The sequence below is a fragment of the Streptomyces sp. NPDC001204 genome, assembly GCF_053598035.1.
Genome location: NZ_JBSFJL010000002.1, coordinates 100,118 through 119,339, shown reverse-complemented (window position 1 = coordinate 119,339; position 19,222 = coordinate 100,118). Strand labels below are relative to the sequence as shown.

Below are 19,222 nucleotides of genomic sequence, written 5' to 3'. Positions count from 1 at the left end.
CAGACCAAGGCCCTGTCGAGCGTGTCCGTACATGCCCCACGGCACGAGACATGGGCCCGTGCCGTGGGACGCCTCCAGCGGCCGTCTAGGGGGTGAGCCGGTTGGACCCACGGAAGAGGAAGGTGACCGCTCGGATTCGCTCCAGGACGAGCACCACCAGCGGCACGCGTACGAGGCTCATGTCCAGCCCGCGGTGGGGCGGGCACCTGTGCCGGAGCGCGTTCAGGTAGTCCTGCATCGGCTCCGCTACATGCCTCGGCCGATCTCGCGTGAACCGAGAAAACAACCCGCAACCGCGCCCCTGCTCCCGGTCTGCAACCACGCCCGGCAACCCCCACTGCCCGACTATGAGGCAGAGGGCTTCCTCTAGGTCGGACTTCCGGTGCGCGCACGGCGAGCAGATGCCCACCCACCGGCAAGTATGGTCACGATCAGGTGACTTTCACCGTTTCAGGGCAACTGCACATGTTCTTCACCAGTCCCACAGGGGCAACACGCAAAACATGTCCCAGGGGAACCAATGAGCCAGCAGTACTCGCAACAGCCCCAGCAGCCCGGTTGGGGTGGCCCGCAGCAGCCAGGGGCACCCATGCCCCCGCCGCCGAAGAAGCGCAGTGCGGGCAAGATCGTCGGAGTCGGCTGCCTCGGTGTCTTCGCTCTGTTCGTCGTGATCGGCATCATCGGCGCGGTCGTCGGCGACGGAGACGATAAGAGCGACGACACCACCAGCTCCGCCAAAAGCATCGCGCCGACTGGCACCGCGTCGCCGAAGCCGACTGCCGAGGAGAAAGACGTCAAGGCCGGCGATCTCGCCGGGACCACGACCTCCACCCTCGGCGGCAACATTGCCCCCTGGGTCGACAAGATGACCAGTTACGGCGTCATCTGGGAGAAGCAGGGCGCCAAGGAGAGCATCGCCGGCCTGCCGCCCACCCGCGACTGGTTCGGCGAAGCCAAGGGCGCCACCAGCGCCCCCTCCTTCGTCGCCCACGCCATCACCGACACCCACCGAGGGATCCTCAGCCTGTCCTGCAACGCCGTCGGCATTCCCAAGGGCAGCTCCGCCGACCAGGTCGCCGTCTTCACCGACTGCATCACATCCGCCGGCCTCGACGGCATCGACAACGCCAAGGTCCGCACCTGGATCCAGGCCAAGCTGCCCGCCATGCTCGGCAAGGACGGCATGCAGGTCGAAGACCTCGACCTCGGCGAGGCAACGCTGAGCATGGACACCGCCGGGGACACCGCCGCGATCAGCATCGAGCAGCAGTACTGACTCCGGATCGGCTGAACCACCGTAGCTACACCGCCTGTCCCGCCTCCTGGAGTACACGACGGATCCGCCCGGGCCGGTCCGTAATGGACCGGCCCGGGCGCCGCCCCCATCCCCGGCCGTCCCCTGACGGGGAGGGGCAGTCCCCTCTCCTGCTCGTCCCCGAGCGGAGAGGGGAGGCGGTGGGTCGTCAGCTGCCGGCTGGGGCTTTCTCGGTGGCCCCCTGGTCGTCCTGGGCTGCTCCGGACTTGCCGGAGGCGTCGGCGGGGGCCGGTGCCTCGAAGCCCCGCAGCGGCACCTGGCGGATGAGCACGGCGATCAGCAGGCCCACGCCGGCCACCACCGCGCCCCAGGTGAATACGGAGCTGACGCCGTCGGTGACGGCCTGCTGGAACACCTGCCGGGCTGCCTCGGGCAGGTTCCTGAGAGCCTCCGGCGTCATCTGCGACACCGCGGCCGAGCCGCCGGAACCGGTCGCCATACCGCCGTGGGAGACGACGGAGTCGGTGAGGGTGGAGGCGTAGACCGAGCCCAGCAGGGAGACGCCCAGGGAGCCGCCCATGTTGCGGAGGAAGGTCGCGGCACCGGTGGCGGCGCCCATGTCCTTCAGCGGGGCGTTGTTCTGGGCGATCAGCATGGTGGTCTGCATCAGGCAGCCCATGCCGGCGCCGAGGACGACCATGTACAGCGAGGTGACGGTGCGGGAGGTGCCGGTGTCCATGGTGGCGAACAGGGCCAGTCCGGCGGCCATCAGGACAGTGCCGGCGATCGGCCAGGCGCGGTAGCGGCCGGTGCGGCTGATCATGGCGCCGCCGGCCAGCGAGAGCGCCATCGAGGCGAGCATCATCGGCATCAGCAGCAGGCCGCTGTTGGTGGCGGAGGAGCCCTGCACGAACTGCTGGAACTGCGGCAGGAAGGTCACCCCGCCGAAGAGGGCGAAGCCGACGATGAAGCTGAGCGCCCCGGCCAGGGAGAAGTCACGGTTGCCGAAGACCGCCAGCGGCATGATCGGCTCGGCGGCGCGGCGTTCGACGAACACGAAGGCGACGAAGGCCGCCACGGTCACCACCGCCAGGCCGATGATCGTCGCCGAGGTCCAGTCGTACTCGTTGCCGCCCCAGCTGGTGATCAGGACCAGCGCGGTGATCCAGACGGTGAGCAGGGCCGCCCCGGTCCAGTCGATGCGCACCCGGCCGGTGCCACGCGGCAGCTTGGCCAGGGTGAACCAGCACACCACCAGGGCGACGACGCCCAGCGGCAGGTTGACGTAGAAGGCCCAGCGCCAGCTGAGGTGGTCGGTGATGAAGCCGCCGGCCAGCGGTCCGCCGATCATGGCGACCGGCATCACGGCCATCATCACGCCCTGGTACTTGCCGCGTTCACGCGGCGGCACGATCTCGGCCACCACCGCCATGACGCCCACCATCAGGCCGCCGGCACCGAGGCCCTGCAGAGCGCGGAAGCCGACCAGCTCACCCATGTTCTGCGACATGCCGCACAGCGCCGAGCCGAGCAGGAAGATCACGATGGAGGACAGGAAGGTGATCCTTCGGCCGAGCAGGTCGCCGAGCTTGCCCCAGATCGGGGTGGCGACGGTGGAGGCCAGGACGTAGCCGGTGGTCACCCATGCCAGGTGGTTGAGCCCGCCCAGGTCGCCCACGATCGTGGGCAGGGCGGGAGCCACGATCATGTTGTCGAGCATGGCCAGCAGCAGCGCGATGACCAGGCCGCTCATCGTCACCATGATCTCGCGGTGGGTGAACCGGGGCGGTGACTCCTGGTCGGGGTTGGCTGCGGTCGACGCCATGGCAGTGCCTTTCTTGGGAACGGGAGTGCTGGCGGGTAGCGGACCGCACGCGGCACGCCCGCCCCGCAGCGCCTGCGCGGGACGGACGGTGCACGGGGAGAAGCCTGCTTCGACGTCACGGCGTCACCTACCGGCCGTTAAGTAACTTACTTGCCGGGCGGTAAGCTTGCAAGCGAGACCCCCGGCGACGAAGATCGGTCGGACGCGGCACCACCGGAAGAAGGCGGATGAAAATGGCGGGCGCAGGACACCGGCGAGGCAGCGACACCAAGGCCGAGATCCGCAAGGTGGCCCTGGAACTGTTCGCCGCACAAGGCTACGAAGCCACCTCCCTGCGAGAGATCGCCGAGCGCCTGGGCATCACCAAGGCGGCCCTGTACTACCACTTCAACGGCAAGGAGGACATCGTCCGCTCGCTGTTCACCGAGCATCTGGCGGCCCTGGACGAACTCGTCGACTGGGCCCGTACGCAGCCTCCCGGCCCGCGACTGCGCGCGCAGACCATCGACCGGATGATCGACCTGGTCTCTCGGCAGGGCCTGCAGGCTGTGCGGTTCGCCTTCGCCAACCAGCACGTCGTCAAGGAACTGCATCCCGGCCGGGAGAACGTCTTCGAGCGGCTGACCGCCCTTTTCGACGCCCTCACCGGCCCGGACGCCTCCGTGGAGGAGGCACTGCGCATCCGCATGGCCCTGTTCAGCGTCAACCTCGCCTTCTTCGCGGCCCAGGGCCTGGAGGCGAGCAATGAGCAGGTCGTCGCCGCCGCCCGCGACATCGCCCAACTGCTGAACCCGCCGGCCGAGTGCGACGCAGAGCCCGCTCCGGACGCCTTGAGGCAGACGTGACGTCGCAACGGACCGGGCACCCCGCCTGCCCTCGGTCGGCTGCCGGGCCGCTCGGGGCCGGGCAGCCGCCGAACCGAGCCGAGACCGTCAGGGCCTCGCCCTCGCGGCGCGGCCTCTTCCAATCCGCCCCCTGAGTCCCCCGCGCCCCTCCCGCCACACCACGCCTGATCTGCAACTTCCCGTCCTACGGCCTTGCGCGGGGGCGACCGTGGCGCGAACCTGGAACCCACCTGTTGGGGGCTGGGGCAACGGGCGTGGGGGGAACACGGCTGTCTGTGCCGAGCTGTTGATTCGAGTCGGTCGGTGTCCTGGCCACGACCGCCTTACGGCCAGTACGGACAGATCCAAGGGGGGAGTGGCCATGCCGGCTTCGATCACCGGGCGTGTGGGGCCTCTGGCCGGGCGGCGGTTCTCCGTCGGCGTCACTCCGGTCACCTTCGGCCGCAGCGGTGACAGCAGTGTCGTGATCGCCAGTGGGCGGGCCTCGCGTCTGCACGCGGAAGTACTGCGGGAGGCCGACCGGTACGTCCTGTACGACCGGGGAAGCCGCAACGGGACGCTGGTCAACGGGAAGCAGGTGACGTCCCACGTCCTCGCGTCCGGCGACGAGATCACCATCGGCGACGAGGTCTTCTGCTTCGAGATCCCCGAGGCGATGGAGACGATCACGGATGTGCCGAACCCGCTCACGGCCGCCGCGCCGGGCCCGGTCCTGAACGTCACCCTCTCGGGCGGCGGTCCCGTGGGGCTGAGCTTCGCCCTGCTGCTGGAGCATCTGATGGGGCGGCGCGTGGCCATCACCGTCTACGACGGCCGCTGGACCCAGGACGGCTCGCGGGTCGTCTGGAAGAACGAGACACAGGGCAACGTCCGGCGGCAGCAGGTCGTGACCGTCCAGAGCCGCCAGTACCTGAACCTCCCCGAGAAGGTCCAGGAGCGCTTGTTCGGCGCCGGCGCGTACACCGAGATGTGGCCGGCCGGTCCGGACTCCGTACAGGGCTATGGCCCGCGGAACATCCGGATCGCCTACGTCGAGGACGTACTCCTGGAGATGGCGAACGAGAAGTCCGACCGGATCCGGCTCGTTCCCACCCGCTTCGACGCGACCGAGCAGCGCGAGACGGTGGTCAAGGACCACGTGCTCGCCATCTGCGAGGGCGGCCGCTCGCGGACCCGGGATCACTTCAGCGACAAGTTCGGCGCTCCCGACGCGTCGATCTACTCCCTGAAGGGGCAGCACGTCCAGGACGTCGTGCTGGGGCTGCGGGTGAAGTCCGACCTGCCGGACCCCATGGCCGTCCTGCTGACGGTGGCGCAGAACCGCTTCCTTCTGAACTCCCTGCGCGGCGAGGGCTTCCTGAACATGCGCCTCACCGACGCCGAGGCCCAGGAGGTGATCGGGGTCGACCCCGTCCGGCACGTGTTCGAGCAGTGTGTCGCCTCGCGGCCCTGTCTCATGGGCCGCAACGAGGAAGGGGACTTCCGCTGCTCGACGCACGGCACGCTGTTCCTGCCCGCCCTGGTCAAGGGTTCGGCCCTGTGGAAGCGCGTGCTGGAGGGCCTCGTCCTCTTCGGCGTCACCGAGGGGAACCTGAGCGCCGTCACCGGGTTCCGGCTGGACATGGTGCAGCGGCCGCGCTTCACCGCCCGGCTCCACTCCCCGACGCCCGCCACTCCGGGGACGTACGGCTTCCTGCTCGGGGACGCCGCCAACGCGATCCACTTCTGGCCGGGACGCGGGCTCAACAGCGGGCTCGCGTCGGCCATTTCGCTCGCGCGCTCCCTCAGCAACGCCTGGCGGGGGAAGGCCTTCCGCGACGCCGACTTCGTCCGTCACGAGGCGGCGATGTCGATGCTCCAGTACCGGCACAAGAGCCGTGCGTGGAACGCGATGGTGACCACCGACGAACACGGCGACACCTGCGCGATCAAGGACACGATCGCGCAGAGCATCGAGGCGGCCGTACCTGAGGTTCCGGACGGCGGGGCGGACAAGGCGAACGAGGCGGACATCGACGCCTTCATGGAACGGCTGCGGGAGATCCGCGACCGTCTCTCACCGCGGGTCCCGGGCATGCCGGACGACGCGGCCCTCCGCGACCACCTGCGGAAACTGAAGCCCGAAACCGTCCGCGCCCTGCTCGCGAGCGGGGCCTGGGACACCCTGACCGTCGGCGGCGAAGAGGTGGACATCGACATCTTCTACCGGCAGGTCCCCTCACTGACACCCGTCACGAAGCAGCCCGATCCCCGTCTCAAGGCCTGAAGACCACCGGAGCTAGCGACGGCCGCGCTCCGCCAGCCGCTTCAGCAACCGGCTCCGCTGCCCCTCGTCGGTCGCGAGGCCCAGCGCCGTCCATGCCATGGCGAGCCCGCCGTCCAGGACGGCGAGGTCCGCGCTCGCGGTCGTGCCGTATCGCGTGAAATCGGGGTTGTGCATGATCGCGTCACCGCAGTCGTAGCCGATCATGGGGTGGATGGACGGCACGGTCTGCGAGATGTTGCCCATGTCCGTCGACCCGCCGCGCAGCCGGGGGTCGCGCGGCGGCACGGTGCGGCCGAGGTCGACCGCCGCCTCGCGGTACAGCGCGCACATGTCCAGGTCCTGCCGCAGATCGGCGTAGTCGTTGCCGACCGTTTCGAGCGCCAGCTCGGCGCCCGTCGCCAGTGCCCCCGCCTCGAAACAGGCGCGCACCCGGACCTGGAGCTCCCGCAGTTCCTCGATCGTCTCGGCGCGGCAGTCGTAGTCCGCCGTCGTACGGCCGGGGATGACGTTGGGTGCCTCGCCGCCGGAGGTGACGATGCCGGAGACGACCGCGCCGGGCGTCATCTGCTGCCGGTAGGCGCTGATCGCGACCTGCGCGATCATCATCGCGTCGGCGGCGTTCACCCCGCGGTGCGGCATCGCCGCCGCGTGCGCCGTACGACCGGTGTACGCGACCTTCCAGCTGCTGATGGCGAGCGAGGTCATGCCGATGGCGTCGGTGGGCGCGGCGTGTGCCATCATCGCCGCCGCCACGTCGTCGAAGGCCCCTTCGCGCAGCATGTCGGCCTTGCCGCCGCCGTACTCCTCGGCGGGTGTGCCGAGGAGTTTGACGGTGACGCCGATGTCGTCGGCGACGGAGGCGAGCGCGAGGGCGGCGGTGACGGCGGCGGCGCCGTTGACGTTGTGGCCGCAGGCGTGGCCGATGCCGGGCAGCGCGTCGTACTCGGCACAGATCCCGATGACCAGGTCCCCCGAGCCGGCGGTCGCGGTGAACGCGGTCGGCAGGCCGCACACGCCCCGTTCGACCGCGAAGCCCGCGCCCTCGGCCAGGTCGGCGATCTTCCTGGCGGACCGGTGCTCCTCGTAGGCGAGTTCCGGCTCGGCGTGCAGGCTGTGGCTGAGCGCGAGGACCTGGTCCTGCGCGCGGGTGACGGTGTCCCGGCACCGTTCCTTCAGCTGGGCGCTGATCACTGGGCCTCCTTCGCGGGGCGGCGGTAGAGCAGGGAGACGAGCGCGCCCGCCAGGGACACGGCGGCGCAGATCGCCCAGGCGTGGGTGTAGGCGGTGACGGCGGGCAGCGACCTGCCCGCGGCGGTCTCGGCGGCGAAGACGGAGAGCACCACGGCGGCGCCGAGCGAGCCGCCGACGTTGATGAGGAGTTCGTTGATGCCGGAGCCCACCGAGGTCTGGTCGTGCGGTACGGCCTCGACGGCGAGGGTCCGGGTGGAGTGCTGGAGCAGCCCGCTGCCGAGACCGACGACGGCGGTGCAGGTCAGGTAGGGCACGAGGCTGCTGTGGGAGACGTACACGGCGAGGTTTCCGGCAGCCATCAGCAGCGAGCCCGCGAGCAGGGTCCGCCGGTCGGAGAGCCGTGCGGCGACGGCGGGCGCGACCAGGGCGCCGAGCACGAGCGCCAGCATGTTCGGCAGCAGCGCGAACGCGGTGGCCAGCGGCGTGAGCCCGAGCCCGTAGCCCGCCTCGGCGCGCGAGGTGCTCAGGAACACAGGGTTGGCGACCAGCAGACCGAGCATGCAGGAGCTGAAGGTCAGGGTGACGATCGCGACCACGACGACGTTGCGGCGCCGGAACAGGCGTACGTCCATGACGGGCGCCGCGGTCCGCAGTTCGGCCAGCACCCACACGGCCGTCACCAGCACACCGCCGGCCAGACAGCTCAGCGTCCTCGCCGAGGTCCACTCCCAGCCGGGCGCTCCGCCCTGCCCGAGCCCCAGCGTGATGGCGACGAGCCCCACGCACAGCAGCCCGGCGCCGAGCCAGTCCGCGGAGCCGCCCGGCCGTTCCTCGGTCTCCGGCAGCAACGGCCAGGTCACCGCGAGGGCGAGGCCCACCGCTGCGGCGGGCACCCACAGCGCGGCGGTCGGCGCCGCCACGTACTCCGCGATCAGGCCGCTGCTCACCGTGCCCAGCGCGAGCCCGCCGACCAGCGCGGCCACCATGAGGCTGATGCCGCGCCGGCTCTCGGCGGCGGTGCGCCGGTTGCGCAGGATGCCGACGAGCAGCGGGAAGAACCCGGCGAACGCGCCTTGGAGCACCTGTCCCGCGAGCAGCAGCCCGAACGACCGGCTCAGCCCCACCAGGACCGAGCCCATCAGCACGATGCCCAGGTTCCAGCGCAGCACGCGACGGTGGCCGTGCAGATCGCCCAGACGGGACAGGATGGGCGTGAAGGCGACGCTGGAGAGCAGGTTCGCGATGCTGATCCAGTTCAGCTCGGCGACGCTCACGTGCAGGGTGGTGGTGAGCCCCTTCAGCAGCGGGCCCAGAAAGCCCTGGGTGATGCCGCTGGACAGCTCCACCAGGACCAGGGAGACGATCACCGCGGCGACCGGGGTCGGGCGGAGGGCGGGTCTCGCGGGTGAAGGGGCGAGGATCGGGGTGTCGTTCATGGAAGCCGCACCTGTTCACGGAAAGTGGCTGGCGGAAAGTGCCACTCAAGGTCGCCCGAACGACTTAGTCTCGGCAATGACTCCCTGGATATTCAGTGGAAACAAGCATGTGAGAGGTGATCATTGGCGGATTCAGGCAAGTCCGGTGAAGCGGCGCCGTCGGCCCTGGACGCGCTGGACCACGCCATCCTCCGGCTGCTGGCCCGCGACCCCAGGGCCGCTTGGGCGGATGTGGCGGGCCGCCTCGAGGTGCACGAGCGCACCGTGGCACGCCGGCTGGACCGGCTGATCGGTTCCGGCCTGGTGCGGTTCACGGCGTTCCTGGTGCCCGAGTACCTGGGCGAGGGACTGGTCGTGGAGCTGGCGGTGCGCTGCGCGCCCGGGAAGTTGCACGCGGTGGCCCTCGCGCTCGCGCGCCGTCCGGACACACGCTCCGTGGACGTGGCCACCGGCTCGCCCGAGGTGCTGGCCGAGGTCCTCGTGCCGGGTCCCGAGCAGCTCCTGACCACGGTGGACGGATCGATCGCCGGCATTCCCGGTGTCACCGACGTGCACACGGCGGTGGTCCTGCGGCTCCTGCTGACCGCCAACGACTGGGACCCGTACCGCCAGGAGCCGACACCGTCGCGCCGTCGCGTCGCCGAGGGCGGCGCCCTGCCCGAGCCGCTGGTCGTCGACGAGCTCGACCGCCATCTGGTGGATCTGCTCGAACGGGACGCGCGCATCCCTATGGCCCGGCTCGCCCGCGAGCTGTGCGTGAGCGAGACCACGGCCCGGCGCAGGCTCGCCCGGCTCATGGACTCGCACGTGCTGCACCTGCGCCTGCATGCCGAGCCCGGTGTGCTCGGCTTCCCCGTCGAGGCCCGTTTCCGGCTCTCCGTCGAACACCGCGCGCTGGACATGGCCGTACGCCGCCTGGCTCGTGAATCCGACGTACGGCACCTGGTCATCACCACCGGCCGGGCGAACGTTCTCGGCTACTCCAGCCACCGCTCGGCCCAGGACGTGCACGACTTCACCACGCGGGTGTTCGCGGAACTGGACGGAGTGACGGGGGCGGAGGCGGCGCTGTTGCTGCGTTCGTACAAGAGAGCCGGGGTGGTCGTCTGACCGGCCCCGGCACCGGCCGCACGGCCCGGGCGTGACTCTCGGGCCGCCCGGGCGCGGACGTCCCTATCCCCGCTCCTCCGGCCCCGTCGGCCAGACCACCGCCTGGGCGACGATGACGTTCTCGCCGTTGAAGGTGAGGGCCGGGCCTTCGTGGAGTCGGTAGCCGAGGTCGAGCGCCTCGCTCACACGGCGGCAGAACGAGGCGTCGTCCGGGCCGGTCAGGACCCGGTAGCGGGGCAGTCCGTCTGGTGGTGTGGTCATGGGGAAAGGGTCTCAGGCCGGCTCGACGGGTCCTCGGGCGGGCCGTTGAGGCCGACGAGCGGGCCGACGAGGTCGGCGGGCGAGCCGTCGCGGTCGGCGGAGCCCCGGGTTCCGGGTCAGCCGAACATGCCCGGTTCGTAGTCGCCCGCGGGCTGCTGGACGATGACGTTCAGGCGGTTGTAGGCGTTGATCATGGCGATGAGGGTGACCAGGGCCGCCAGTTGGTCCTCGTCGTAGTGCTTGGCGGCGTTGGCCCAGGCCTCGTCGGTGACACCGCCCGCGGCGTCGGCGAGGCGGGTGCCCTGCTCCGCCAGTTCCAGGGCGGCGCGCTCGGCCTCGGTGAAGACCTTGGCCTCGCGCCAGGCGGCGACCATGTTGAGGCGTACGGCCGTCTCGCCGGCGTGGGCGGCGTCCTTGGTGTGCATGTCTAGGCAGAAAGCGCAGCCGTTGATCTGGCTGGCGCGGATCTTCACCAGTTCCTGGGTCGAGGCCGGGAGGGGCGAGTCCGACACGGTCTTGCCCGCGGCGTTGATCTGGCGGAGGAACTTGGCCGCGAGGGCGTTGCCGAAGAGGTTGAGACGAGCTTCCATCCTGGGCTCCTTGTAAGAGTTCGTTCTGCTTCGTGCTGCTTCATGCTGCTTCGCTTGATTTCGCTTACACACCTACGACGGGCCCGGTCCGCGATGTGTGACGGACCCCGCCGGGGCGATTGACGTGACCTGCGTCTCATCACTCGGCATGGACGGCAGGCCCCCGTCGGTCCACCGCCTGACGTGCGGGTTAGCCTGGTTTGTCCTACGAGTGCGGGAGGCAGTGATGGCCAGGGTTCCTGCGGCGGTGGTCGCCGCGAGTGGGCTCGTCGGTGGGTACGGCGTGGCCCGGTGGACCGGGAAGCGGGAGTTGGGCGGGGCCGTGCTGGCGGTCGCCGGGGCCGCGTCAGCGTGGCAGTGGCGGCAGCGGGCCGGCGGGAAGGCGGCAGGGGCGCTCACCGCCGCCTACGTCGCCGCCTTCGCGGGATCGCATCCGCTGGCCAAGAAGGTGGGTGCCTGGCCGTCCGTGTTCACGGTCGCGGGCGCGGTCGCCCTCGCCTCCTGGGCCGTGGCCGACCGGCGGGACGCCCGCTAGGCCCGGCCACCCGGAGGGGTGGGCAGGGCCGCCGATCGTCCGCGCCGGAGGTGGTGGCGGCGGTGGTGGCGGCGGGAATCCGTTGATCCCTGTCACTCTCGCCACTTCTTCAAGATCGGCCCGGTGTCTAGCGTCGGGGCGTGACCAAGTTCCTTCTCGCCGTGCACGTCCTGGCCGCGATCATCGCCATCGGGCCCGTCACCGTCGCCGCCAGCATGTTCCCGCCCGCCGCGCGCCGGGCCCTGGCTTCGCCCGAGGACCCGCGGGCAGTGGAGACCGTGCTGTTGCTGCTGCGCATCTGCCGGGTCTACGCCGTCGTCGGGGTCGCCGTCCCGGTGTTCGGGTTCGCCACGGCCAAGAACATGGGCGTGCTCGGCGACACCTGGCTGATCGTGTCGATCGTCCTCACCGCGCTCGCCGCCGTCGTCCTCGTCGCGCTGGTGCTGCCCCGGCAGACCGCCATGGCCGAGGCCTTGGAGGAACGGCGGGTGGCAGAGGGCACCGACGGCACTGACGGCGGGGACGGCGGCGCCGCGACGACCACCACCACCGTCACCGCCCCCACGGCCGCCGCCCCCACCCTCAGCCCCAGGGCCACCGTTCGACTCGCCATGTTCACCGGCCAGTTCAACCTGTTGTGGGCCGCCGTGACGGTCCTGATGATCGTCAGGCCGGGCTCGACGACAGGAGCCTGACGGGCCACGTCACGGCAGGCATAGGATCCCGCCCATGTATGAACAGGGGTTCGGGCAGCAGCAGTCGGAGGCGGGGGCCTACCTCGCCGCCCTGGAGGGCCGGCTGCGGGCCGACGGTTGCGGCACCCGGTGGGAGGACTGGCACGGGATGCCCGTGCTCGTGGGACGCCGTTCCGACTTCCGGATGCGCTGGATGGCCACGAATCTGCACCTGTTCACGGTGGCCGCGGCGGTCCCCGAGATCACGGTGGGCGCCATCAGGGACTTCACCTACGGAGTCCTGAAGTACGCCAAGGACACCAAGGGCGGGCTGCCCGTGGGCCTCCAGACCGGGGTCGCCGCCTTCCCCGTCCTGGTCAGCGAGAACGTCGACCCGGCCGCCGTGCGGTGGGCGGAGGAGCAGCAGCGCAACGAGTTCGCCTGCATGGCCCGGCCGGTGGTGGTCGACAGCGGGCGGCGCTATGTGGGCATGTACCGCGGGAAGCCCGTCCTCGGCCGGGTCTACGCGTCCCACTTCATCGAGAAGGGCAAGCGGTACTTCTACGGCGGCTGACCCTCCGGCGCCGAGACGGCCGGCCGGTTCCTCCGATGAGGCCGGTGCGGCCGCCGGGGCGGCCGGCGGTAAGACCCCGCCCGTGTGTCCGTACCGCGTTCCCCTCGTCGTGCGTCAGGCCGTGGTGCCGGCGCCGCCCATGGCCTTGCGTCGGCGGACTGCGTACACCGCGCCTACACCGGTGCAGACCGCGAGGCCGCCGGCCAGGGCGATCGCGGGGAGGGCGGAACCGGCGCCGGTCTGGGCCAGGTGGCCGTTCGGGGTCGTCCCGTTGGTGGCAGTGGCAGTGGCAGTGGGCGTCGGCGTGTTCTCGTTCCTGCCGCCCTGGGGCTTGTTCCCGGATTTGGTCCCGGGCTCGGTCCCGGGCGTCGTCCCGGGTTCGGTCCCGGGCGGGTTGCCCGGGCCGGTGCCGGCCGCCCAGATGTTGAACTCGCTGTCGATGTCGGTGACGTCCGTGTAGGAGTAGCAGTAGCCGCCGTTTTCCTTGGGGTACCTGCTGAAGAAGTTCATGAAGCCAAGTCCGGTCGGGGCGTCACCGGCCACGCTCAGGCGCAGGTCGAAGTTCAAGGTCTGGTGGGCCGCGATATCAACGGTGGTGAAACTGCCGCCGCCCCGCTGGTCCAGTTCGATGTCCGACCACTTCCCAGTGGCCGGGTCCCTGTACTGGAAGGTGACGTACTTGTACTCGGTCTCAGGGGCCCCAAAGCGGACTTTTGTCCAGGCGCTGATGTGGAGTTCAAGGTTCTTGATGTCCTGATCGTCCCCGTTTATCACGTAGTAGTTGAAGGCGTGGAACCCGCTGCCGGCGACAACCTCCTGCGGCTTGTCGCTGATGTGGGTGAACAGCTCGTCGTTGTCGCCGTAGGGACTGCACCAGTTACCGGTTGGCTCGTCCTCGCCCTTCGGGCCGTCCGAGCCGGGCTTGGAGGGGTCCTCGGCAGCGTTCTCCCCGCCCTTGCCCGCGTTGTCCTCACCGGCCGAGCCGCCCTGGCCTTCGCCGGCCGAACCGTCCGCGCCGGTACCGGCACCGGCCTTCTCGTCGCTGTCTTCGGCGGAGCCGGGCCCACCCGGGCCGGTGCCGTCGTTCGTATCACCAGTCGGGTTCGTGTCACCAGTCGGGTTCGTGTCCCCTGCGGGCGGGTTCGTGTCCCCCGGAGGCTGGGTCGAGTCCCCCTCGGTCGATGAGGAATCGTCCCCGGCGGCGGTGGTGACCGTCGTCGTGCTCGCGGGCGAGGCGCCGTCCGTCGCATACGCGCCCGGGGCTGCGAGAAGTACGGCCGGGGCCATGGCGGCCGTCGCCGCCGCGAGAGTCAGAGAACGACGGAACTTCATGTTCACCTCGGTGACATCAGTTATCAACGTGATGCATGCATGACCACCCACCTCGTCGAAGGGTTGTGCGAGTCCGCGAGTTTCCGCCCCGCGTGGCCGTAAGAGGCCGTACCGGCTAGGGCAACGCCTCCGCCTCCGGTGCCTGCACCGCCGTCAGCGGTGTGGCGATGTCCTCCAGGGAACGGCGTTCGGCCTTGACCGCGAGGAAGGCGGCGACCAGACCCGCCGCGCACATCAGGGCGGCGCCGATCTGGAAGGCGAGGACCGTGTCGCCGACCCTGCCGGTGCTGGTGAGGTCGGCGAAGAGGAGCGGGCCGCTGATACCGCCGGCCGCGGTGCCGAGGGCGTAGAAGAAAGCGATGGACATCGCCCGGGTCTCCATCGGGAAGATCTCGGAGACCGTCAGGTAGGCGCTGGAGGCGCCGGCCGAGGCGAAGAACAGGACCACGCACCAGCAGGCCGTCAGCGTGCCGGCGCTCAGCGTGCCGCGGCCGAACAGCCAGGCCGTGCCGAACAGGAGCAGGCCGGACAGCAGGTAGGTGGAGGAGATCATCACCCGGCGGCCGACCGTGTCGAAGAGGCGGCCCAGCAGCAGCGGGCCCAGGAAGTTGCCCGCCGCGATGACGGCGAAGTAGTAGCCGGTGTGGTCCGAGGGGACGTGGAAGAACTTGGTCAGGATCGCGCCGAAGCCGAAGGTGATGGCGTTGTAGAGGAAGGCCTGGCCGATGAAGAGGGAGAAACCGAGGACGGCGCGCCTGCGGTAGTCGGCGAAGACCGTGCGGCCGATCTCGACGAAGCTCACGCTGCGGCGCTGGTGGATGGTGATCTCGCCCTGCGGTTCGGGCAGCGGCTCGCCCCGCTCGCATTCGATCCGGCCTTCGATGTCGGTCACCACCTCCTCCGCCTCCCGGTCCCTGCCGTGGATCAGCAGCCAGCGCGGGCTCTCCGGGACGTGCCTGCGGACGAGGAGGATCACCAGGGCGAGGACGGCGCCGAGCGCGAACGTCAGCCGCCAGCCCACGTCGGCGGCCAGGATGCCGGTGTTCAGGGCGAGGATCGACAGCAGGGAACCGCCGACGGCGCCCACCCAGAAGCTGCCGTTGATGATCAGGTCGACGCGCCCGCGGTACGCGGCGGGGATCAGTTCGTCGATCGCGGAGTTGATGGCCGCGTACTCGCCGCCGATGCCGAAGCCGGTCAGAAAGCGGAAGAGGAAGAACCACCAGGCCTCGAAGGAGGCCGCGGTCAGGGCGGTGGCCGCCAGATACACCGCGAGGGTGATCATGAAGAGCCTCTTGCGGCCGTAGCGGTCGGTCAGGCGGCCCCAGAAGAGGGCGCCGACGCAGGCGCCCGCCACATAGAGGGCGGCCGCGGTTCCCGTGACCTGTGCGGAGCTGATCGACAGGCCGCTGCCGGGCTCGGACAGGCGGCTGGCGATGTTGCCGACGACCGTGACCTCCAGACCGTCGAGGATCCACACGGTGCCGAGACCGACGACGATCGTCCAGTGCCAGCGCGACCACGGAAGGCGGTCCAGGCGGGCGGGAATGGCGGTGGTCACGGTACGGCCGGTCTCGGCCTCGGCGGTGGCCATGGGCTCCCTCCACGACGAGCGGAACGCCATGCGAGTTCCCCCGAACCGCGTGGATCACGCCCGGGTGACGTCCGACCGGGCCAAGCCCGGACCCCACGCGCCAGGCGGGACGCGACGACGGGGCCCGAAGGCCCCGTCCCGTCCGTCGCCCGGACCCTATGCCCCCATGGCCCGCGTCACCGCATAGATCACCACTCCCGCGAGCGACCCCACCACCGTGCCGTTGATGCGGATGAACTGGAGGTCGCGGCCGATGTGGGCCTCGATCTTGCGAGTGGTGTGCTCGGCGTCCCAGCCGGCGACGGTGTCGGTGATCAGGGAGGTGATCTCCTTGCGGTAGGTCGTCACCACGTAGACCGCCGAGCCCTCGACCCAGGAGTCGACCTTGCCCTGCGTCTTGGAGTCCTCGGCCATCCGGGCGCCCAGGGACAGCAGCGAGGCGCGGACCCGCAGGCGCAGCTCGCTGCGCTCGTCCTCGGCCGCCGCGACGATCATGGATCGTACGGCCGTCCAGGCGGAGGCGATCAGGTCCTGGACCTCGCCGCGGCGCAGCACCTCGCCCTTGAGCCGCTCGATACGCGCGCGCGTGTCGGTGTCGGACTGGAGGTCGGAGGCGAAGTCGGTGAGGAAGCGGTCGAGCGCGCCGCGCGCCGGGTGCGAGGGCATGTCCCGCATCTCGGTGATGAAGCGCAGCAGCTCCTTGTAGACCCGCTCGCCGACCTTCCTGTCGACGAACCTCGGCGTCCAGCCGGGCGCGCCGCCCTGCACGGCGTCCATCACGGAATCGCTGTGCAGCACCAGCCAGTCGTGCGCGCGGGAGACGACCAGGTCGACGACCCGTTTGTGGCCGCCGTCGGCGACGACCTTCTCCAGCAGCTTGCCGATGCCGGGCGCGATCTCCTGCGTGTTGGCTCTGCGGGTGATCGCCTCGCCGACGACGGCCTGGATGTCGGAGTCGCGCAGCACGGTCAGGGCGCCGCGCAGCGCGGTGGCCAGTTCCGCGGTCACCCGGTCCGCGTGCTCCGGCTGGGCGAGCCAGGCGCCGAGGCGGCTGCCGATGCCGACGGCGCGCAGCCGCTGCCGTACGACGTCCTCGGAGAGGAAGTTCTCGCCGACGAACTCGCCCAGTGAGATGCCGAGCTGGTCCTTCTTGGTCGGGATGATCGCGGTGTGCGGGATGGGCAGGCCGAGGGGGTGGCGGAAGAGGGCGGTGACCGCGAACCAGTCGGCGAGCGCGCCGACCATGCCGGCCTCGGCGGCCGCGGCGACGTACGCCGCCCAGGTGCCGGCGCCCGCGTTCTCGCCCCACTTGGCGAGCACGTACACCACGGCGACGAACAGCAGCAGCCCGGTGGCGGTCAGCTTCATGCGGCGCACCCCGCGGCGCCGCTCCTCGTCGGCGGGGCTGAACACGGTCATCGCGCGCTGGGAGACGGCGTCTCCCGTTCCCCGGCCGGCCTGTGTCGTCTGTTCCATCCACTCCACCCGTTCGGTGATCCCGCACACAATTGTCCCTTCCTGACCGACTCCCGGAACGGAACAAGAGTTCCCGGCGTCTGTCCGGAGGGGGGTTCGGCAGGATCCTGCCGGTTCTCCCCGGGCTCATGGCCCACCATGTGCCCATCAGACCGGAGTCCCGGGGCTCCGGCCGGCGTCGCCCGAGGAGAGCATCGCCCGCATGACCAGACGCCACGGTTACGCCCTGCTGACCGCGATCGTCGCGCTGATCGTCGTCGTCTCCGCCGCCATCTACGCCGGGATCGCCTCCGGCACCGGCCGCCTGGCCGACGCCCCGGCCGCCGGCCGCGCGCCGGGCCATTCCGCCGCTCCGGCCTCCTCCGGCACCTGGGTCGCCACCTGGGCCACCTCACCGGCCGCCGCCGAACCAGGCACGGCGATCAACGGCATGGCGGGCCGCTCGGTGCGCAACGTCGTGCACACGAGCGTCGCCGGGACGAGTGCCCGGATCACGCTGTCCAATCTCTACGGCCAGGCGCCGCTGAACGTCACCCACGCCTCGATCGCCGTCGCCGCCGGTGACGCCACCGCGGCCGCCGCCACGCGCACCATGCGGCGGCTCACCTTCGCCGGCGCCCGCTCGGTCGTCGTACCGGCCGGCGGGCAGGTGACGAGCGACTCCGTGCGCATCGCCGTACCGCGGGGCGGCGACGTCCTGGTCACCACGTACTCCCCCACCTCGTCGGGCCCGGTCACCCACCACCCGTACGCCCGCCAGATCTCCTACGTCGCCCAGGGCGACCGCACCGAGAACGTGACCGGAACGCCGTACACGGAGCGGACGAGCGTCTGGCGCTATCTGACCTCGCTGGACGTGCTGAGCGACGAGGCCGAGGGGACGGTCGTCGTCCTCGGCGACTCGATCACCGACGGCGTCACCGCCACCGTCGGCGCCGACCGCCGCTGGACCGACGTCCTGTCCGGCCGGCTGTGGGCGGCGGTCGAGGACGGCCGGGACGTGCCGCGCTACAGCGTCGTCAACGAGGGCATCAGCGGCAACCAGGTGCTGGCCGACGGGCTCGGGCGGCCCTCGGACAACCCCAGCGGGCTGAGCCGGTTCGAGCGGGACGTGCTGGAGCGGACCGGTGCCAAGGTCGTCGTCATCGACCTCGGCATCAACGACATCCTGCGCAATCCGCGACTCGCCGACCCGCAGCGGATCACCGGCGGGCTGCGCACGCTGGTGACGCGGGCGCACGCGCGCGGGCTGAAGGTCGTCGGGGCGACGCTGATGCCGTTCGAGGGGCACCGCGGGTACACGCCCGCCCGGGACGCGGTACGGCAGCAGGTCAACGCGGAGATCCGCAGCGGGCAGGTGTTCGACGCGGTGGTCGACTTCGACAGGGCGCTGCGGGACCCCTACGCTCCGCGGCGGCTGCGCGGCGACTACGACTCCGGGGACCATCTGCACCCCAGTGACCTCGGATACCGCGAGATGGCCGAGGTGTTCGAGCTGAAGCTGCTGAGGAAGACGGGGCAGGCACAGCTGTAGGGCGCGCCGCGGTGGGGTGCCGCGGCTACTCGAGCCTGCGGCGTTCCTCCCTGCGCTCCAGCTTCTCCCGGCGGCGCTGCTCCTTCAGGCGGCGCCGTTCCTCCTCGGTGTTCTTCCGCCTGACGCCCACGCCGCCCCAGAAGGCCACACCGGTCACGATCACGCGCGGGGCGCCCGGCTCGCCGTGCACGCCGTCCTCGCGGTGGTCGAAGCCGCCCATGATGCCGATGCCGCGCACCACCACCTCGACGCCGGGCGGCACGATCACATCCACACCGCCCATGATCGCCACGCAGTTGATCACGACCTCGTGGTCGGCGAAGTTGGCGTCGCGCAGGTCGATGCCGCCGCCGCCCCAGAAGGTGAAGCAGTTGAACCGCTTGGGCACGGTCCAGCGCCCCTTGCGCTCGAACCCGCCCATGATGGCGACGGCCCACGACGAGGACCCCTCGCCGCCGACCACCCGCGACGCCCAACTGCCGTCCCGCTCGGGCTGCTTGACCATGTTCACCGCCGGGGCGACCACCCCGGGGACGGGCAGGTCCCGGGTGAGCGGCGCGAGTTCGCCGTACGTGCGCGCCCGGTACGCCGCCTCCAGCCGCTCCTCGAACTCGGTCATGTCGAGCCGCCCCTCGGCGAGGGCGTCCCGCAGATGTTCGACGACTCGTTCACGATCGGCGTCGGAAGCGCGAAGCTCCGGCAGGTCCTCCGTCATGGCAGCAGC

The 19,222-nt window shown here is 70.8% G+C and carries 18 protein-coding genes; 8 read left to right on the top strand and 10 right to left on the bottom strand.

Annotated elements, in window-relative coordinates; translation table 11 throughout:
* Nucleotides 1-85: 85 nt before the first annotated feature.
* Nucleotides 86-238, bottom strand: a complete 153-nt coding sequence (locus ACWC91_RS03475; protein WP_225078583.1) for an amino acid--tRNA ligase-related protein — start codon at nucleotides 236-238, stop codon at nucleotides 86-88.
* A 351-nt stretch (nucleotides 239-589) separates the two neighbouring features.
* Here ACWC91_RS03475 and ACWC91_RS03470 point away from each other — a divergent pair, with 351 nt between their 5' ends.
* Nucleotides 590-1,276: a hypothetical protein gene (locus ACWC91_RS03470; protein ID WP_450640619.1), complete on the top strand. Its 687-nt coding sequence runs from the start codon at nucleotides 590-592 to the stop codon at nucleotides 1,274-1,276.
* A 187-nt stretch (nucleotides 1,277-1,463) separates the two neighbouring features.
* On the opposite strand, the gene ACWC91_RS03465 is transcribed toward ACWC91_RS03470, so the two are convergent.
* The gene (locus ACWC91_RS03465) at nucleotides 1,464-3,080 is read right to left on the bottom strand and encodes an MDR family MFS transporter (RefSeq protein ID WP_225078585.1); all 1,617 of its coding nucleotides are present in this window, start codon (nucleotides 3,078-3,080) and stop codon (nucleotides 1,464-1,466) included.
* Between the two features lie 233 nt (nucleotides 3,081-3,313).
* Here ACWC91_RS03465 and ACWC91_RS03460 point away from each other — a divergent pair, with 233 nt between their 5' ends.
* A complete protein-coding gene (locus tag ACWC91_RS03460; RefSeq protein WP_225078586.1) occupies nucleotides 3,314-3,925 on the top strand; it encodes a TetR/AcrR family transcriptional regulator in 612 nt (203 codons plus the stop codon).
* Between the two features lie 361 nt (nucleotides 3,926-4,286).
* Entirely contained in the window at nucleotides 4,287-6,191 is a 1,905-nt protein-coding gene (locus ACWC91_RS03455; protein ID WP_450640618.1) for an FHA domain-containing protein, read from the top strand.
* A gap of 12 nt (nucleotides 6,192-6,203) precedes the next feature.
* Here the strand turns inward: ACWC91_RS03455 and ACWC91_RS03450 are convergent, their stop codons facing one another.
* Nucleotides 6,204-7,382, bottom strand: a complete 1,179-nt coding sequence (locus ACWC91_RS03450) for a M20 family metallopeptidase (RefSeq protein WP_225078588.1) — start codon at nucleotides 7,380-7,382, stop codon at nucleotides 6,204-6,206.
* On the bottom strand, nucleotides 7,379-8,818 hold the full coding sequence (locus tag ACWC91_RS03445; protein ID WP_225078589.1) for an MFS transporter: 1,440 nt from the start codon (nucleotides 8,816-8,818) through the stop codon (nucleotides 7,379-7,381). Before ACWC91_RS03445 ends, ACWC91_RS03450 begins: the two co-directional genes overlap by 4 nt.
* 123 nt (nucleotides 8,819-8,941) lie before the next feature.
* Between ACWC91_RS03445 and ACWC91_RS03440 the strand changes: the two genes are divergently transcribed.
* A complete protein-coding gene (locus tag ACWC91_RS03440) occupies nucleotides 8,942-9,928 on the top strand; it encodes an Lrp/AsnC family transcriptional regulator (protein ID WP_450640616.1) in 987 nt (328 codons plus the stop codon).
* Nucleotides 9,929-9,991: 63 nt separating this feature from the next.
* On the opposite strand, the gene ACWC91_RS03435 is transcribed toward ACWC91_RS03440, so the two are convergent.
* Nucleotides 9,992-10,189, bottom strand: coding sequence for a DUF1737 domain-containing protein (locus tag ACWC91_RS03435; protein ID WP_141360578.1), 198 nt, complete (start codon nucleotides 10,187-10,189; stop codon nucleotides 9,992-9,994).
* Nucleotides 10,190-10,305: 116 nt separating this feature from the next.
* Nucleotides 10,306-10,779 carry a carboxymuconolactone decarboxylase family protein gene (locus ACWC91_RS03430; RefSeq protein ID WP_225078591.1) on the bottom strand — a complete coding sequence of 158 codons (474 nt, stop codon included), beginning with the start codon at nucleotides 10,777-10,779 and terminating at the stop codon, nucleotides 10,306-10,308.
* Between the two features lie 226 nt (nucleotides 10,780-11,005).
* On the opposite strand from ACWC91_RS03430, the gene ACWC91_RS03425 reads away from it, so the two are divergent.
* The 3 genes from ACWC91_RS03425 (at nucleotide 11,006) to ACWC91_RS03415 (ending at nucleotide 12,562) form a co-directional block, all read left to right on the top strand.
* The gene (locus ACWC91_RS03425; protein WP_450640614.1) at nucleotides 11,006-11,314 is read left to right on the top strand and encodes a hypothetical protein; all 309 of its coding nucleotides are present in this window, start codon (nucleotides 11,006-11,008) and stop codon (nucleotides 11,312-11,314) included.
* Nucleotides 11,315-11,454: 140 nt separating this feature from the next.
* The gene (locus ACWC91_RS03420; RefSeq protein ID WP_225078593.1) at nucleotides 11,455-12,009 is read left to right on the top strand and encodes a DUF2269 family protein; all 555 of its coding nucleotides are present in this window, start codon (nucleotides 11,455-11,457) and stop codon (nucleotides 12,007-12,009) included.
* A gap of 34 nt (nucleotides 12,010-12,043) precedes the next feature.
* A complete protein-coding gene (locus ACWC91_RS03415) occupies nucleotides 12,044-12,562 on the top strand; it encodes a levansucrase (protein ID WP_450640612.1) in 519 nt (172 codons plus the stop codon).
* A gap of 114 nt (nucleotides 12,563-12,676) precedes the next feature.
* Here ACWC91_RS03415 and ACWC91_RS03410 read toward each other — a convergent pair whose 3' ends face one another.
* From ACWC91_RS03410 to ACWC91_RS03400, 3 genes are all read right to left on the bottom strand, one after another.
* Complete coding sequence (locus tag ACWC91_RS03410; protein ID WP_450640610.1) at nucleotides 12,677-13,894, bottom strand: hypothetical protein; 1,218 nt, start codon at nucleotides 13,892-13,894, stop codon at nucleotides 12,677-12,679.
* Between the two features lie 115 nt (nucleotides 13,895-14,009).
* Nucleotides 14,010-15,488 carry an MFS transporter gene (locus ACWC91_RS03405; RefSeq protein WP_450640609.1) on the bottom strand — a complete coding sequence of 493 codons (1,479 nt, stop codon included), beginning with the start codon at nucleotides 15,486-15,488 and terminating at the stop codon, nucleotides 14,010-14,012.
* A gap of 156 nt (nucleotides 15,489-15,644) precedes the next feature.
* A complete protein-coding gene (locus tag ACWC91_RS03400) occupies nucleotides 15,645-16,994 on the bottom strand; it encodes a DUF445 domain-containing protein (protein WP_374114033.1) in 1,350 nt (449 codons plus the stop codon).
* Between the two features lie 172 nt (nucleotides 16,995-17,166).
* Between ACWC91_RS03400 and ACWC91_RS03395 the strand changes: the two genes are divergently transcribed.
* Nucleotides 17,167-18,498 carry an SGNH/GDSL hydrolase family protein gene (locus ACWC91_RS03395; protein WP_281156111.1) on the top strand — a complete coding sequence of 444 codons (1,332 nt, stop codon included), beginning with the start codon at nucleotides 17,167-17,169 and terminating at the stop codon, nucleotides 18,496-18,498.
* A 25-nt stretch (nucleotides 18,499-18,523) separates the two neighbouring features.
* Here the strand turns inward: ACWC91_RS03395 and ACWC91_RS03390 are convergent, their stop codons facing one another.
* Complete coding sequence (locus ACWC91_RS03390) at nucleotides 18,524-19,213, bottom strand: DUF1707 SHOCT-like domain-containing protein (RefSeq protein WP_225078599.1); 690 nt, start codon at nucleotides 19,211-19,213, stop codon at nucleotides 18,524-18,526.
* Nucleotides 19,214-19,222: the final 9 nt, after the last annotated feature.